The sequence below is a fragment of the Thalassococcus sp. BH17M4-6 genome (assembly GCF_049323015.1).
In the GTDB taxonomy this organism is placed as follows: domain Bacteria; phylum Pseudomonadota; class Alphaproteobacteria; order Rhodobacterales; family Rhodobacteraceae; genus Puniceibacterium.
In genome coordinates, this window is the sequence record NZ_JBMPGU010000012.1 from 78,777 (window position 1) to 91,547 (window position 12,771).

Annotated in this window: 13 protein-coding genes; 9 read left to right on the forward strand and 4 right to left on the reverse strand. The window is 66.2% G+C overall.

What is annotated here, in order from left to right; genetic code table 11:
* Window positions 1-53: 53 nt before the first annotated feature.
* The 3 genes from ACOXXX_RS16505 to rbfA all read right to left on the reverse strand — a co-directional run bounded on the left by ACOXXX_RS16505 (window position 54) and on the right by rbfA (window position 2,286).
* Window positions 54-1,022: a hypothetical protein gene (locus tag ACOXXX_RS16505; protein ID WP_422827709.1), complete on the reverse strand. Its 969-nt coding sequence runs from the start codon at window positions 1,020-1,022 to the stop codon at window positions 54-56.
* A gap of 122 nt (window positions 1,023-1,144) precedes the next feature.
* The gene (locus tag ACOXXX_RS16510) at window positions 1,145-1,891 is read right to left on the reverse strand and encodes a phosphodiester glycosidase family protein (RefSeq protein WP_422827710.1); all 747 of its coding nucleotides are present in this window, start codon (window positions 1,889-1,891) and stop codon (window positions 1,145-1,147) included.
* Window positions 1,891-2,286: a 30S ribosome-binding factor RbfA gene (gene rbfA, locus ACOXXX_RS16515; protein WP_422827711.1), complete on the reverse strand. Its 396-nt coding sequence runs from the start codon at window positions 2,284-2,286 to the stop codon at window positions 1,891-1,893. Before rbfA ends, ACOXXX_RS16510 begins: the two co-directional genes overlap by 1 nt.
* A gap of 88 nt (window positions 2,287-2,374) precedes the next feature.
* On the opposite strand from rbfA, the gene dapB reads away from it, so the two are divergent.
* On the forward strand, window positions 2,375-3,193 hold the full coding sequence (gene dapB / locus ACOXXX_RS16520; protein WP_422827712.1) for a 4-hydroxy-tetrahydrodipicolinate reductase: 819 nt from the start codon (window positions 2,375-2,377) through the stop codon (window positions 3,191-3,193).
* A 128-nt stretch (window positions 3,194-3,321) separates the two neighbouring features.
* Window positions 3,322-3,687, forward strand: a complete 366-nt coding sequence (locus ACOXXX_RS16525; protein WP_422827713.1) for a dihydrodipicolinate reductase — start codon at window positions 3,322-3,324, stop codon at window positions 3,685-3,687.
* 105 nt (window positions 3,688-3,792) lie between these two features.
* Here the strand turns inward: ACOXXX_RS16525 and ACOXXX_RS16530 are convergent, their stop codons facing one another.
* Window positions 3,793-3,981 (reverse strand): DUF1674 domain-containing protein, encoded by a 189-nt coding sequence (locus tag ACOXXX_RS16530; protein WP_422827714.1) that lies wholly within the window; start codon window positions 3,979-3,981, stop codon window positions 3,793-3,795.
* 85 nt (window positions 3,982-4,066) lie between these two features.
* Between ACOXXX_RS16530 and ACOXXX_RS16535 the strand changes: the two genes are divergently transcribed.
* The 7 genes from ACOXXX_RS16535 to ACOXXX_RS16565 all read left to right on the forward strand — a co-directional run bounded on the left by ACOXXX_RS16535 (window position 4,067) and on the right by ACOXXX_RS16565 (window position 12,679).
* The gene (locus ACOXXX_RS16535; protein WP_422827715.1) at window positions 4,067-5,344 is read left to right on the forward strand and encodes an RsmB/NOP family class I SAM-dependent RNA methyltransferase; all 1,278 of its coding nucleotides are present in this window, start codon (window positions 4,067-4,069) and stop codon (window positions 5,342-5,344) included.
* A gap of 106 nt (window positions 5,345-5,450) precedes the next feature.
* Window positions 5,451-7,196 carry a heparinase II/III family protein gene (locus tag ACOXXX_RS16540; RefSeq protein ID WP_422827716.1) on the forward strand — a complete coding sequence of 582 codons (1,746 nt, stop codon included), beginning with the start codon at window positions 5,451-5,453 and terminating at the stop codon, window positions 7,194-7,196.
* Window positions 7,197-7,220: 24 nt separating this feature from the next.
* Window positions 7,221-8,810, forward strand: a complete 1,590-nt coding sequence (gene purH, locus ACOXXX_RS16545) for a bifunctional phosphoribosylaminoimidazolecarboxamide formyltransferase/IMP cyclohydrolase (protein ID WP_422827717.1) — start codon at window positions 7,221-7,223, stop codon at window positions 8,808-8,810.
* Window positions 8,811-8,862: 52 nt separating this feature from the next.
* The gene (gene lspA, locus ACOXXX_RS16550) at window positions 8,863-9,333 is read left to right on the forward strand and encodes a signal peptidase II (protein ID WP_422827718.1); all 471 of its coding nucleotides are present in this window, start codon (window positions 8,863-8,865) and stop codon (window positions 9,331-9,333) included.
* A 53-nt stretch (window positions 9,334-9,386) separates the two neighbouring features.
* Window positions 9,387-9,905 carry a DUF3035 domain-containing protein gene (locus ACOXXX_RS16555; RefSeq protein WP_422827719.1) on the forward strand — a complete coding sequence of 173 codons (519 nt, stop codon included), beginning with the start codon at window positions 9,387-9,389 and terminating at the stop codon, window positions 9,903-9,905.
* A 105-nt stretch (window positions 9,906-10,010) separates the two neighbouring features.
* The gene (locus ACOXXX_RS16560) at window positions 10,011-11,354 is read left to right on the forward strand and encodes a M16 family metallopeptidase (RefSeq protein WP_422827720.1); all 1,344 of its coding nucleotides are present in this window, start codon (window positions 10,011-10,013) and stop codon (window positions 11,352-11,354) included.
* Window positions 11,351-12,679 (forward strand): M16 family metallopeptidase, encoded by a 1,329-nt coding sequence (locus tag ACOXXX_RS16565; RefSeq protein ID WP_422827721.1) that lies wholly within the window; start codon window positions 11,351-11,353, stop codon window positions 12,677-12,679. The genes ACOXXX_RS16560 and ACOXXX_RS16565 overlap by 4 nt, the downstream gene beginning before the upstream one ends.
* The last annotated feature ends 92 nt before the right edge of the window (window positions 12,680-12,771 follow it).

Genomic DNA, 12,771 nt, shown 5'->3' on the forward strand with positions numbered 1-12,771 from the left:
GGCAGCGCGCCCCGAAGACCTTGGCGGCCTTCGGGGCGTCGAAGCCGCTCAGGTCAGGACTCGCAGCCGTAGCTGAACTTGACCGACGAGGCCTGGATTTCGTCCACCGTGACGCTGCAGCCGTCTTCGCCCACGGGGATTGCTTCGCCCGCGGCCACGCGCTGAACCGACAGGCTGTTGACCGCCACGCGGACCGTGCTGCCATCTGCTGCGATGCCCGACAGGAAGACGCGCGCCGCGCCATCGCCCAACAGGGCGATTTCGCCCATCCGGGTGCCTTCGTCCGCGCTGTCGTCCGCGCCGTCGTCGGCGGCGGTTTCACCCGAGCTTTCGGCCCCCCCGCCACTGCTCGCCGCGTCGCAATTGGCCGAGAACTGCGCCTTGCGGTCCGCGACGCTGTCCAGCGTGACCTCGCAATCATTTACCGTGGTCGAACCGCCGGTTTCGAGCATCACGACATCGCCGTTCACCACGGCGCGGGCGCCGTCCTCGGTAATGCGCGACACGAAGACCCGCAAACCTTCGGCCAGCATGACGGTCTGACCCACGGACAAGGCCGCGTCGCCATCGGCCTGCGCGGTATCGGTGGTTTCGGTTTCATCCGGGGTTTCGGTTGCGGTGCTGGCGCTTTCGCCCGAGTCTGCGGCCGCATTGCTGGTTGCGGCGCCGATCTGGTCGCCCAGGGCGGCGATGCGGCTGGCCACGGCGTCGGTCTGTTCGGCCATGCCGCTTTGCAGATCGCTTGCCAGCGTGTCGAGCCGGGCACGCAGATCGTCCATCGCGCTGGTGTCCGTGGCGGCCCCCATCTGGTCCTCAAGACCGCTCAGCCGGTCGCCAAGAGCTGCGAACTGCTCCTCGACGCCCGACGCCATGCCGCTGACCGCGTCGGTTGATGCTGTGACCTTGTCGCTGATCATCGCCTCGATTTCGCTCATGTCCGGGCCGGATCCGGCTGTGACGTTCCCCAGGGCAAACCCTACGACCAGCGATACCACCCCTGCAGCGATTGTTTTCTCTTCCAAGACTCGTCTCCCTTAAGCATTTTCCAATTCATGTCAGACCGTTTTCCCGGCCTTTGCTATGTCATGGATTATAGGCACTCACGTGCCGGAAATAGAGTCTTTTCAGGGATTTTCGGGCAATTTTACCGATCAGGGATGACAACGCCGACAATCGGACCCATCCAGCGGCCACGATCCGACCGCCCGTGCGCCGGGTCATGCAACCGAGAGATGTTTCCGTCAAGGAACAGCGCGTCGGGCAGTTGCAGCGCGTCGCGGAAAAGCCGCCCGAATTCGTGAAACGTCACCGGATTTTCCGAGATCGCGAAAACCACCTTCGTGCCGTCCGCGCTGGTGCCCACCCCGTTGCGGATGTAGCGCGAATCGGAATCGACCAGGAACCGGGGGTGCAGCGCGCCGTCGATGACCAGCATCGGGCCGGACTGGGTCGCGTAGCTGCAATCGGGCGCCTGATCCTGAAAGCGCAGCGTTTCGATGACATCGGCGCGGCCCGGGCGGATGCAGAAGATGCCGTTGGGCAGAAGGCCGAAATTGCCCGGGCCCGCGTTGGGCACGACGCGCATGACCTCTTGCCCGTCTTCGACATAATGGCCGACCGGCGCACGGTCGGCGTGGTACATGCCCGCGTTCATGGCAAAGCCAAGCTTTTCGCCACGCTCCGCCAGCATCGCGTTGATGTTCGAAAACTGGCCGTAAGGTTCGCCGCTGGCATCGTTCAGGAACAGCCGCAGATCCTCGGACTGCGCGTCGACGGTACAGACGGTATAGCGGTTGCCGTCATGGCGCATCGCCTCGCAGGTTGCGGCCTGCGCGCCTGATGTTGCGCCAAGGCCAAGCCCAAGCGCCAGAAAGGAGATCAGCCGACGCATCAGTCGGCCAGGTCGCGGCGCACGGCATCCTGCGAAAACAGCCGCCGGGTGTCATCGAGCCGGTCAAAGGTTTCGTCCAGCCGGAACCGCAGTTCGGGGGCGAATTTCAGCGTCAGGTTCTTCGACACCGCGCGGCGCAGTTCGGATTTGTTGCGTGCCAGAAGGCCCACAAGCTCTTCCTTGCCCTTGCCGCCCAGGGGCAGCACATAGGCCGTCGCGACCTTGAGGTCGGGCGACACGCGCACCTCGCCCACCGTCACCGACATGCGGTTGAGGTCGGGATCGTGGATGTCGCCGCGCCCCAGCACATCCGCAAGCGTGCGCCGGATCAGTTCGCCCACGCGCAGCTGGCGCTGCGACGGGCCGACGTTATCGTTGAATCGGTTCTTGGCCATGCGCCTCATCTAAGCTGTGCCGCGGGCTTTGCCAAGGCGGGCGTGTCAGGCTATGCAGACCGAAACCGCAAGCAAGGGGACAGCGCGCATGACCGATCAGCCGGGTGTGGTGGTGACAGGGGTTTCGGGCCGGATGGGCCAGATGCTGGTGCGCGAACTGGCGGGATCGGACCGCCTGCGGCTGGTGGGGGCCATCGAACGCGAAGGCCACGACTGGGTCGGGCAAGATCTGGGCTTGTCCATGGGCGGCGCGGAAAGCGGTGTGACCGTGACCGACGACGCGCTCGAGGCGTTTGCCCAGGCACAGGCGGTGATCGATTTTACCGCGCCCGATGCCACCGTGGAATTCGCCGATCTGGCCGCGCAGGCCCGCGCGGTGCATGTCATCGGCACTACCGGTCTGGCGCCCGAGCATATCGCGCGGATTGACAAGGCCGCCCGCCACGCGGTGATCGTGCGGGCCGGGAACATGAGCCTTGGCGTCAACCTGCTGACCCAGCTGACCAGAAAGGTCGCCGCCGCGCTGGATGCCGATTGGGACATCGAGGTGATCGAGACCCACCACAACCGCAAGGTCGACGCGCCCTCGGGCACCGCGCTTATGCTGGGCGAGGCCGCCGCCGAGGGCCGCGGCGTCGCCCTGGACGAGGTCAGCGACCGGGGCCGCGACGGCATCACCGGGGCGCGCAAGCGCGGCGACATCGGTTTTGCCGCCATTCGCGGCGGCGATGTGGTGGGCGAACATGATGTGATCTTTGCCACTGCGGGCGAACGCATCATCCTGCGCCATATCGCCAGCGACCGGGCGCTGTTCGCGCGCGGTGCCCTGCGGGCCGCGCTTTGGGGCCAGGACAAGGCCCCCGGCGCCTATGACATGCTGGACGTGCTGGGCCTCAAAGACGGGTAATGCGCGCCAAAACCTGCAAAAACAGGCGGTTTTTCCGCAGTTTTTAGGCATTTGGCCGCTTTTTTCGGTCCAGATGAAACCATTTCGTTGCTGGCTGCGTATATTCGTTAAGCAACACGGGATGATGCATGATGACTGGACTGCGCAACGCGGCCCTTGTGGCCATGACCCTCGTTATCTCTGCCGCGCCGGTGTGGGCGGATTTCGCCAAGGTGACGGACCGTTCCGAATTCGTGGCGCTCGTCAACGGCAAGACGCTGTCGCGCCCGCTGGTGTCGCTCAGCGTGTCGCCGAGTGGCGGAATCAGCGGCAACGGCGCCGGTTGGGACGTCAACGGCGAATGGAGCTGGAAGGACGGCTATTTTTGCCGCGACCTCTACTGGGGCGGCGACGCCTTGGGCTACAATTGCCAAGAGGTCCGTTCAGACGGGACAAAGATCCGTTTTACTTCGGATCAGGGCGCGGGTGATTCGGCCGAATTCCGGCTGCGCTGAGGTCCAGACTTTCGATTCATCAGGTAACTTGTTCGGGCGCACCTTCGGGTGCGCTCTTGTTTTTTGGCGGGCCTTCAGCGGCGGCCCGGCTTGGCCCGTGAACGGCTAGAAATCGATGGCGATGCCCTTCTTTTCCCAGTCGCCATAGCGCACCGGGTCCGGCCCGTCGCGCCCCCCAAGCTCTGTCGGCGGCGTGTTTTCCGCTGCTTCCGCCTCTGCCCGGGCGCGGCGTTCGGCAGCTTCGGCCAGGGCGCGTTGCGCGGCGGGCGGCAGATCGTGGGCATCGTTGGTCATGGCAGGTTTCCCTTGTCGTGCCCCCCTGATATACGCGCCGCCGAATGCGGGACAAGGGTGCCGCGTATCGCCCGGGGGCCAATCCATGAACGCCAAACCGCTGTCCGCGCGCCATGCCGCGGTCGATCTTCTGGATCAGGTCCTGGGCCATGGCCGCCTGATGTCCGAACTGACGGGCGGGTCGGCCTGGGCGGCGATGGCCCCGCCGGAACGTGCCGCGGCGCAGCGGCTGGCTGCCGACGTGCTGCGCGGACTGGAACGGGTGGACCGGGTGCTCAAGCCCTTTCTCAAGAAGGATCCGCCGCTTCGGGTCCGCAACGTGCTGCGGCTGGCCACGCTGGAGCTTTGCACCGGGGGGGCCGCGCATGGCGTGGTGAACGAGGCGGTGACGATCGTCGGACGCTCGGGCCGCACGGCGGGGATGAAGGGGCTGGTCAACGCCGTTCTGCGGCGGGTCGCCGACAAGGGGCCGGGGCAGTGGGCGATCCTGCGGGTGCCGCGACTGCCCGACTGGCTGCGCGACCCGCTGGTCGACGCCTGGGGCCGCGATGCCGTCGCCGCGATGGAGGTGGCGCATTTCGCCGGTGCGCCGCTGGATCTTACGGCCAAGGGCGACGCGGCGGCGCTGGCCGCGCAGGTGGGGGGCACGCTGCTGCCCACCGGATCGGTCCGTCTGACGGACGCGGGTCAGGTGTCGGCGATTCCGGGCTACGACAGCGGCGACTGGTGGGTGCAGGATGCCGCCGCCGCGCTGCCGGTGCGGCTCTTGGGCGATGTCAGCGGCCAGCGCGTGCTTGACATGTGCGCGGCCCCCGGCGGCAAAACGCTGCAACTTGCCGCTGCCGGAGCCAGGGTCACGGCTCTTGATCTGTCCGAGGAACGTCTGGGCCGGGTCAGCGAAAACCTGCACCGCACGGGCCTGAAAGCCACCATTGTGTGCGGCGACGCGCTGACCCACGACGGCCAATACGACGCGATCCTGCTCGATGCGCCCTGTTCGGCCACCGGCACGCTGCGCCGCCACCCCGACCTGCCGCATGCCAAGACCGGCGAGGGGATCGTCGACGTGATCGCCTTGCAGGCGGCGATGCTGGATCATGCGCTGGGGCTGCTGGCCCCCGGCGGGCGTCTGGTGTTCTGCACCTGCTCTCTTCTGCCCGACGAAGGCGAGGTGCAGGTGATCGAGGCGCTGGAGCGACATCCCGATCTGCGGGTCGTGCCCACCCTGCCCGAAGGCGTTTCCGAGGGTTGGCAATCTGCCGAAGGCGGTCTGCGCCTGCGCCCGGATCACTGGCCCGACGCGGGCGGAATGGACGGCTTTTACATGGCGCTGCTGCGCCGGGACGCCACCGCCGCCGGGTGAAAACTGCGCATCTCTGCCAAGGCGCGGTTTTCAAAGGTGACTTTGTGCCGGACCGGGGGTATCCTTAGTCAAAGACACGCCGAACAGGCGGCAAGGGGCAGGGCAGATGTCCGACACAGAAAGCTGGCAGGCGGCACGGTCGCGCCTGATGAACGGTTTGCACGCGCGCCTTGCGGCGCGCGCCCGTCCTGCCACGGCCTTTGTGTCCAGCCCCGAACCCCGCACCGTCGGCAGCTTTGCCAAGGGCCGTCAGCTGGCCGCGGGCAACCTGCTGTTTGCCGGGCACCTGATCGAGGCACCGGATACCCTGATCTGGGAGGTCACACCGCCCGATCCCGCGTGGGAGGCCGAGGTTCAGGGCTTTGGCTGGATGGACGATCTGGCCGCGGTTGGCGAACCCGCCAGCCGCGCGGTGGCGCGAAGCTGGCTGTGGGGCTGGATCGACCGTTACGGCCGTGGTCGCGGCCCCGGCTGGACGCCCGAACTGACCGGCCGCAGGCTCATCCGCTGGATCCATCACGCGCTTTTCGTGCTGCGGGGCGCGGATTCCGAACGCTCGGCCCAGTTTTACCGGTCATTGGGCCAGCAGACAATTTTCCTGAGCCGCCGCTGGCAAAGCACGCCGCCAGGTCTGGCCCGGTTCGAGGCGCTGACCGGCATGATCTACGCGGGCCTTTCGCTTGAGGGGATGGAGCCGCATGTCGCCCCGGCGCGCCGCGCGCTGGGGGCGGAATGCTCCCGCCAGATCGATGCGCAGGGCGGCCTGCCCACACGCAACGCGGAGGAACTGCTCGAGGTCTTTACCTTGCTGACCTGGGCGTCAGCGGCGCTCAATGACCGGGATATGGAGGTTGATCCGGGACACGAGGCCGCCATCGGGCGGATCGCCCCGACGCTGCGCACGCTGCGGCACGCGGATGGCGGGCTGGCCCGCTTTCACGGCGGCGGGCGCGGGGCGGAAGGGCGGCTGGAATCGGCGCTCGCCGTCAGCGGCGTGCGCAAGCGGCAGGCCGACGGGCTGGCCATGGGCTTTGCGCGTCTTTCGGCCGGGCGCACCAGCGTCATTGTCGACGCCGCGCCGCCGCCCGCCGGACGCGCGTCGTTCAACGCCCATGCCTCGACCCTCGCTTTCGAACTGACCTCGGGCCGCCGTCCGCTGATCGTCAACTGCGGTTCCGGCGCGGTCTTTGGTGAGGAATGGCGCCGCGCGGGCCGCGCCACACCGTCGCATTCGACACTGTGCCTTGACGGCTATTCCAGCGCCCGGCTGGGCAAACCCGGCTGGATTGCTGGCGCGCGACGCGAAATGCTCGAGGATGCGCCGACCAACGTGCCGGTGCAGATCAGCCACGCCCCCGACGGCATCCGCTTTGAAGGTGGGCACAACGGCTATGTCGACACGCACGGGCTGACCCATGCGCGGATTCTGGAACTGACCTTCGACGGGCGCGGACTGGTGGGCGAGGAACTGCTTATGGCCTTGGAGGACGCCCACAAAAAGCGGTTCGATCAGCGCATGGACGCGGTCAAGCTGCAGGGCCTGCCTTACCAGTTGCGCTTTCACCTGCACCCCGAAGTCGATTGCGCGCTCGACATGGGCGGTGCGGCGGTGTCGATGGCGCTGCGGTCGGGGGAAATCTGGGTGTTCAGGCACGAAGGCGGGGCCGAACTCACGCTCGAGGCGTCGGTTTATCTGGAAAAGGGGCGGCTGCGGCCCCGTGCCAGCAAACAGATCGTTTTATCCGCCCGCGCGATGGAGTATGCGACCCGCATCCGCTGGTCTTTGGCCAAGGCGCAGGACACCGCGATCGCGATCCGCGACCTGGCCCGGGACGAGGAGGATGACAGCTGAAACCGCTCCGGGACCCCTGACCTCATGACCGACCTGCACCCCATCCGCCGCGCGCTGATTTCCGTATCCGACAAGACCGGCCTGATCGATCTGGCCCGTGCGCTTGATGCGCGCGGCATCGAACTGCTGTCCACCGGCGGATCGGCCAAGGCGCTGCGCGACGCGGGCCTGCCGGTGCGCGACGTGGCTGACGTGACCGGATTTCCCGAAATGATGGATGGCCGGGTGAAAACGCTGCACCCGGCGGTGCATGGCGGGCTGCTGGCGCTGCGCGACGATGATGCGCATCTGGCTGCCATGCAAGAGCATGACATCGCGGAAATCGACCTGCTGGTGGTGAACCTTTATCCGTTCGAGGAAACCGTCGCCCAGGGTGCCGATTATGACACCTGCATCGAGAATATCGACATCGGCGGCCCGGCGATGATCCGCGCCGCGGCCAAGAACCACGCCTTCGTCAACGTTGTGGTGGATGTGGAGGATTACGAGCCCTTGCTGGCCGAGCTTGATGCCAATGACGGCCAGACGTCTTATGCGTTCCGGCAGACGCTGGCGCAGATCGCCTATGCCCGCACCGGTGCATATGACGCCGCCGTGAGCACCTGGATGGCCGGGGCGATCGGACAGGCAACGCCGCGTCGCCGGGTCATTGCCGGGCAGTTGCAGCAATCCCTGCGCTACGGCGAAAACCCGCATCAGGCGGCGGCGTTCTACGTTGACGGCTCTGCCCGCATCGGCGTGGCGCGCGCCCTGCAATTGCAAGGCAAGGAGCTGAGCTACAACAACATCAACGACACCGACGCGGCCTTTGAGCTGTTGTCGGAGTTTGACCCAGCAGACGGCCCCGCCTGCGCCATCATCAAGCACGCCAACCCCTGCGGCGTCGCCAAAGGCGCGACGTTGGAGGAGGCGTACCGCCGCGCGTTCGATTGCGACCGCACGAGCGCGTTTGGCGGGATCATCGCGCTGAACCAGCCGCTGGATGCCGCCACGGCAGAGGCGATTGCCGAGATTTTCACCGAGGTGGTGATTGCCCCCGGCGCGGATGACGCGGCGCGCGCGGTCTTTGCGAAGAAAAAGAACCTGCGGCTGCTGATCACCGACGGGCTGGCCGATACCTCGGCCCCGGCGCTGTCCTACCGGCAGGTGTCGGGCGGGATGCTGGTGCAGGACCGCGACACCGGGCGCATCACCCGCGACGATCTGAAGGTCGTGACAAAGGTTGCCCCCACCGAGGAACAGCTTGACGACATGCTGTTCGCCTGGACCGTGGCCAAGCACGTCAAGTCCAACGCCATCATCTACGTCAAGGACGGCGCCACCGTCGGCGTGGGCGCGGGGCAGATGAGCCGGGTCGATTCTACGCGGATTGCCGCACAGAAAAGCCGCGACATGGCGCAGGCGATGGGGCTTGATACGCCGCTGACCCAAGGGGCGGTCGTGGCGTCGGATGCGTTCTTTCCATTTGCCGATGGCCTGCTGACGGCCGCCGAGGCGGGGGCGACCGCGCTGATCCAGCCGGGCGGGTCGATGCGCGACGACGACGTCATCAAGGCCGCAGACGAGGCGGGCATCGCCATGGTCTTTACCGGCATGCGGCATTTCCGGCATTGAGCGGGCGCATGGCACATAAGGCGGCCATGGCGCCGCTCCGGCGGAGGTGGCCATGAAAACGGTGTTCTGGGTCGGTTTCTGGACCTTTCTGCTGGACCAGGCGACGAAATACGCTGTGGTGCACTGGCTTGACCTGCGTACGCGGGGCGAAATCGACGTGTTGCCGCCCTTTGTCAATTTCCGCATGGCCTGGAACTACGGCATCAACTTCGGCCTGCTGTCGGGGCAGACCCAGCTGACCAAGTGGCTGCTGGTGTCGGTGGCGCTGGGCATCGTGCTTTTCGTGCTGGTCTGGCTGCGCCGTGATCCGCCCGGGCGGCTGGGTCTCATTTCCGGCGGTTTGCTCATCGGTGGGGCGCTGGGCAACGTCATCGACCGGCTGCTGTACGGCGCGGTGGCGGATTTCCTGAACATGTCCTGCTGCGGCATTTCCAACCCTTATGCGTTCAACGTCGCCGATATCAGCATTTTCGCCGGCGCGCTGGGTCTGGTGCTTTTCGCGGGGAGCAAAAAGGCCCCGTGACCTCGTGCGCGGGATCGGCTAATGCTGGGCCAGACGGAAGACGGAGGGTGGCGATGTTTCTGCCGCGACTGGTAATTTTGGTGGGACTGACCGCGCTGGCTGCCTGTGGCGACCGCGAACCGCGCCTGCGTGACATGAGCACGAATCGCAGCACGCCCGAGGAATTTTCCATCGTGCCCAACAAGCCGCTGCAACTGCCCGAAACCTTGGCCCAGCTGCCCGCGCCGACGCCGGGCGGCGCAAACCGGACCGACCAGACCCCGCAGGCCGACGCCGTGGCCAGCCTTGGCGGCAATCCCGCGCGGCTCAACCGCAGTGGCGGCATCCCGGCCAACGACGGCGCGCTGGTGCGCGCCGCGGGGCGTTTCGGCACGCAATCCGATATCCGCCGCACTCTCGCCGAAGAGGATCTGGCCTTCCGCAAGCGCAAGTCGCTGTTCAGCTGGCAGCTGTTCAAGGAAGACCAGTACAACCGCGCCTACCGGGCGCAACGGCTCGACGCCGAGGAAGAGTTGCTGCGCTGGCGGCGTGGCGGACGGCGCACGCCTTCGGCCCCGCCTGACGCGAAATAGACGGCTATCGGACGGCTTCGAACCTCACAAAGCTGTATAGTAATACTTCTTGAACTCGCGCGCCTGCGCCGTAGGTTGACCTGCATCCATCAACAGGAGCGGTTCATGCGCATCTTCACCAGAATCCTTGCCGGTGTGGCCCTTGCCATCGCGCCGCTTGCCGCCGCCGCGCAGGGGCAGGACAACGTCACCACCTTCACGCTCGACAACGGGCTTGAGGTTGTGGTGATCGAGGATCATCGTGCCCCCATCGTCGTGCAGCAGCTTTGGTATCGCGCAGGCTCGGCCGATGAACCCGCCGGATCGTCTGGCGTGGCGCATTTTCTGGAACATCTGCTTTTCAAGGGCACCGAAACGCTCGAACCCGGGGAATTCAGCAAGGTCGTCGCGGCCAATGGCGGCAGCGACAACGCCTTCACGAGCTTCGACTACACCGGCTATTACCAGCGCATCGCCGCCGACCGGCTGGAGTTGATGATGCGGATGGAATCCGATCGCATGGTCAACCTGCAACTGGACGAGGCCGACATCCTGACCGAACGCGAGGTGATCATAGAAGAGCGCAACACTCGCGTCGAAAACGACCCCGGCGCGCTTTTCCGTGAACAGCGCAACGCGGCGCAGTTCCTCAACCACCGTTACGGCGTGCCGATCATCGGCTGGCGTCACGAGATGGAGGATCTGGACCTGGACAAGGCGCTGGCCTTCTACCGCAATTTCTATGCGCCCAACAATGCTGTCCTGATCGTGGCGGGCGACGTCACGCCGGACGAAGTGCGCGACCTTGCCGAAACCTACTACGGCCCGATCCCCGCCAACCCCGAGCTGGGGGAGCGGATGCGCCCGCAGGAGCCGCCGCAAACCTCGGAACGACGGCTGACCTTCCGGGACCCGCGCGTCGCCCAGCCTTACGTGATCCGCACCTATCTGGCGCCTGAACGCGACCCCGGGGCGCAGGAAACCGCGGCGGCGCTGGTGATGCTGTCCGAGCTTCTGGGCGGCGGACAGACATCGGTGCTGACGCGCAAGCTCCAGTTCGAAACCCAGCAGGCCGTCTATACAAGCGCGTTCTACGACGCCACGGCGCTGGACGACACCACCTTTGGCCTCGTGATCGTGCCCGCCGACGGCGTCACGCTCGAAGAAGGGGAGGCGGCGCTGGATCAGGCCGTGGCCGAATTCCTGCGTGAAGGGGTCGATCAGGAACAGCTGGACCGGATCAAGTTCCAGATGAAATCGCAGCAGATCTATGCCCGTGACAACGCCGAAGGGCTGGCGCGCCGCTATGGCAACGCGCTGACCTCGGGCCTCACGGTCGAGGATGTGCAGGCCTGGCCCGAAGTGCTGCAGCAGGTGACCGAGGAAGACATTCTGGCAGCCGCCGAAATGGTGCTGAAACGCGAAAACGCCGTGACCGGCTGGTTGATGGAGGCGGAGGTAAGCCAATGAGCTATATCGCAAGGGCCTTTCTGGGCGCAGTTCTGACGCTGTTCGTGGCGCTGCCCGCCCGTGCCGAAATCGACATTCAAGAGGTCAAGAGCCCGGGCGGCCTGACCGCCTGGCTGGTCGAGGAGCCGTCGATCCCCTTCGTGGCGCTGGAAATCCGCTTTCGCGGCGGCGCATCGCTGGACGAGCCGGGCAAACGCGGGGCCGTCAACCTGATGACCGGCCTGCTCGAGGAAGGCGCGGGCGATCTTGATGCCCGCAGCTTTGCCGCGGCGACAGAAAGTCTTGCCGCGTCTTTCAGCTATGACGCTTATGACGATGCGGTCAGCGTGTCGGCGCGGTTCCTGACCGAAAACCGGGACGAGGCGGTGGCGCTGCTGCGCGATTCGCTGATCAACCCGCGCTTTGATGAGGATGCGGTGGAACGTGTGCGCGCGCAGGTGATTTCCGGCCTGCGGTCCGATGCGAACGATCCCGATACCATCGCGTCCAAGGCCTTTGACGAGTTGCTGTTCGGCGATCACCCCTATGGGTCGGCCTTCCGGGGCACGCCCGAAACCGTCGCGGCGCTGACGCGCGACGACCTGCTGCAGGCGCATGCCAACACCATGGCGCGCGACCGGGTCTATATCTCGGCTGCGGGCGACATCTCGGCCGACGAACTGGCGCAGCTAATGGATCGGCTGCTGGGCGATCTGCCCGAAACCGGCGCGCCGCTGCCCGAGGATGTGACGGTCGAGACGACCGCCGGGGTCACGGTCGTGCCCTTCGACACACCGCAATCCGTGGCGCTTTTCGGGCACGAAGGCATTGCGATGGACGATCCCGATTTCTTTGCCGCCTACGTGATGAACGTGGTTCTGGGCGGCGGCGGGTTCGAGGCGCGGCTGATGGAAGAGGTTCGTGAAAAGCGCGGTCTGACCTACGGCGTCTATTCCTACCTCGCCACCAAGGATCATGCCGAGCTGATCGTGGGGCGGGTCGCCTCTGCCAACAACCGCATCGCCGAAGCGGTTGAGGTGATCCAGTCGGAATGGGCGCGCATGGCCGAAGAGGGGGTCACGCAGGACGAGCTTGACCGCGCCAAGACCTACCTGACCGGTGCCTACCCGCTGCGCTTCGACGGTAATGGCCCGATTGCGGGTATCCTCGTGGGGATGCAGATGGACGGATTTCCCATCGACTACCCCGTGACCCGGAACGCCAAGGTCGAGGCGGTGACGCTGGACGACGTGAGGCGGGTCGCGAAACGGCTGCTGAAACCCGAGGCGCTGAGGTTCGTTGTGGTGGGCCAGCCCGAGGGGCTTGAACCCTCGCCCGGGCAATAATGCCCGACCGATGACGGCCTGACGCGCGGAGCGATCCGCGCGTTCTGCTTGTCCGCCGGGTGCCCCGACGACAAATGACCCGACAGCTGACA

What these genes read in the sequence shown, in the direction of transcription:
- lspA (WP_422827718.1), top strand. Translation starts at nt 8,863, where the DNA reads ATGAAAACGGTGTTCTGGGTCGGTTTCTGGACCTTTCTGCTGGACCAG.
- ACOXXX_RS16510 (WP_422827710.1), bottom strand. Translation starts at nt 1,891, where the DNA reads ATGCGTCGGCTGATCTCCTTTCTGGCGCTTGGGCTTGGCCTTGGCGCA.
- ACOXXX_RS16555 (WP_422827719.1), top strand. Translation starts at nt 9,387, where the DNA reads ATGTTTCTGCCGCGACTGGTAATTTTGGTGGGACTGACCGCGCTGGCT.
- ACOXXX_RS16540 (WP_422827716.1), top strand. Translation starts at nt 5,451, where the DNA reads ATGTCCGACACAGAAAGCTGGCAGGCGGCACGGTCGCGCCTGATGAAC.
- purH (WP_422827717.1), top strand. Translation starts at nt 7,221, where the DNA reads ATGACCGACCTGCACCCCATCCGCCGCGCGCTGATTTCCGTATCCGAC.
- ACOXXX_RS16565 (WP_422827721.1), top strand. Translation starts at nt 11,351, where the DNA reads ATGAGCTATATCGCAAGGGCCTTTCTGGGCGCAGTTCTGACGCTGTTC.
- ACOXXX_RS16535 (WP_422827715.1), top strand. Translation starts at nt 4,067, where the DNA reads ATGAACGCCAAACCGCTGTCCGCGCGCCATGCCGCGGTCGATCTTCTG.
- dapB (WP_422827712.1), top strand. Translation starts at nt 2,375, where the DNA reads ATGACCGATCAGCCGGGTGTGGTGGTGACAGGGGTTTCGGGCCGGATG.
- ACOXXX_RS16525 (WP_422827713.1), top strand. Translation starts at nt 3,322, where the DNA reads ATGATGACTGGACTGCGCAACGCGGCCCTTGTGGCCATGACCCTCGTT.
- ACOXXX_RS16530 (WP_422827714.1), bottom strand. Translation starts at nt 3,981, where the DNA reads ATGACCAACGATGCCCACGATCTGCCGCCCGCCGCGCAACGCGCCCTG.
- ACOXXX_RS16560 (WP_422827720.1), top strand. Translation starts at nt 10,011, where the DNA reads ATGCGCATCTTCACCAGAATCCTTGCCGGTGTGGCCCTTGCCATCGCG.
- rbfA (WP_422827711.1), bottom strand. Translation starts at nt 2,286, where the DNA reads ATGGCCAAGAACCGATTCAACGATAACGTCGGCCCGTCGCAGCGCCAG.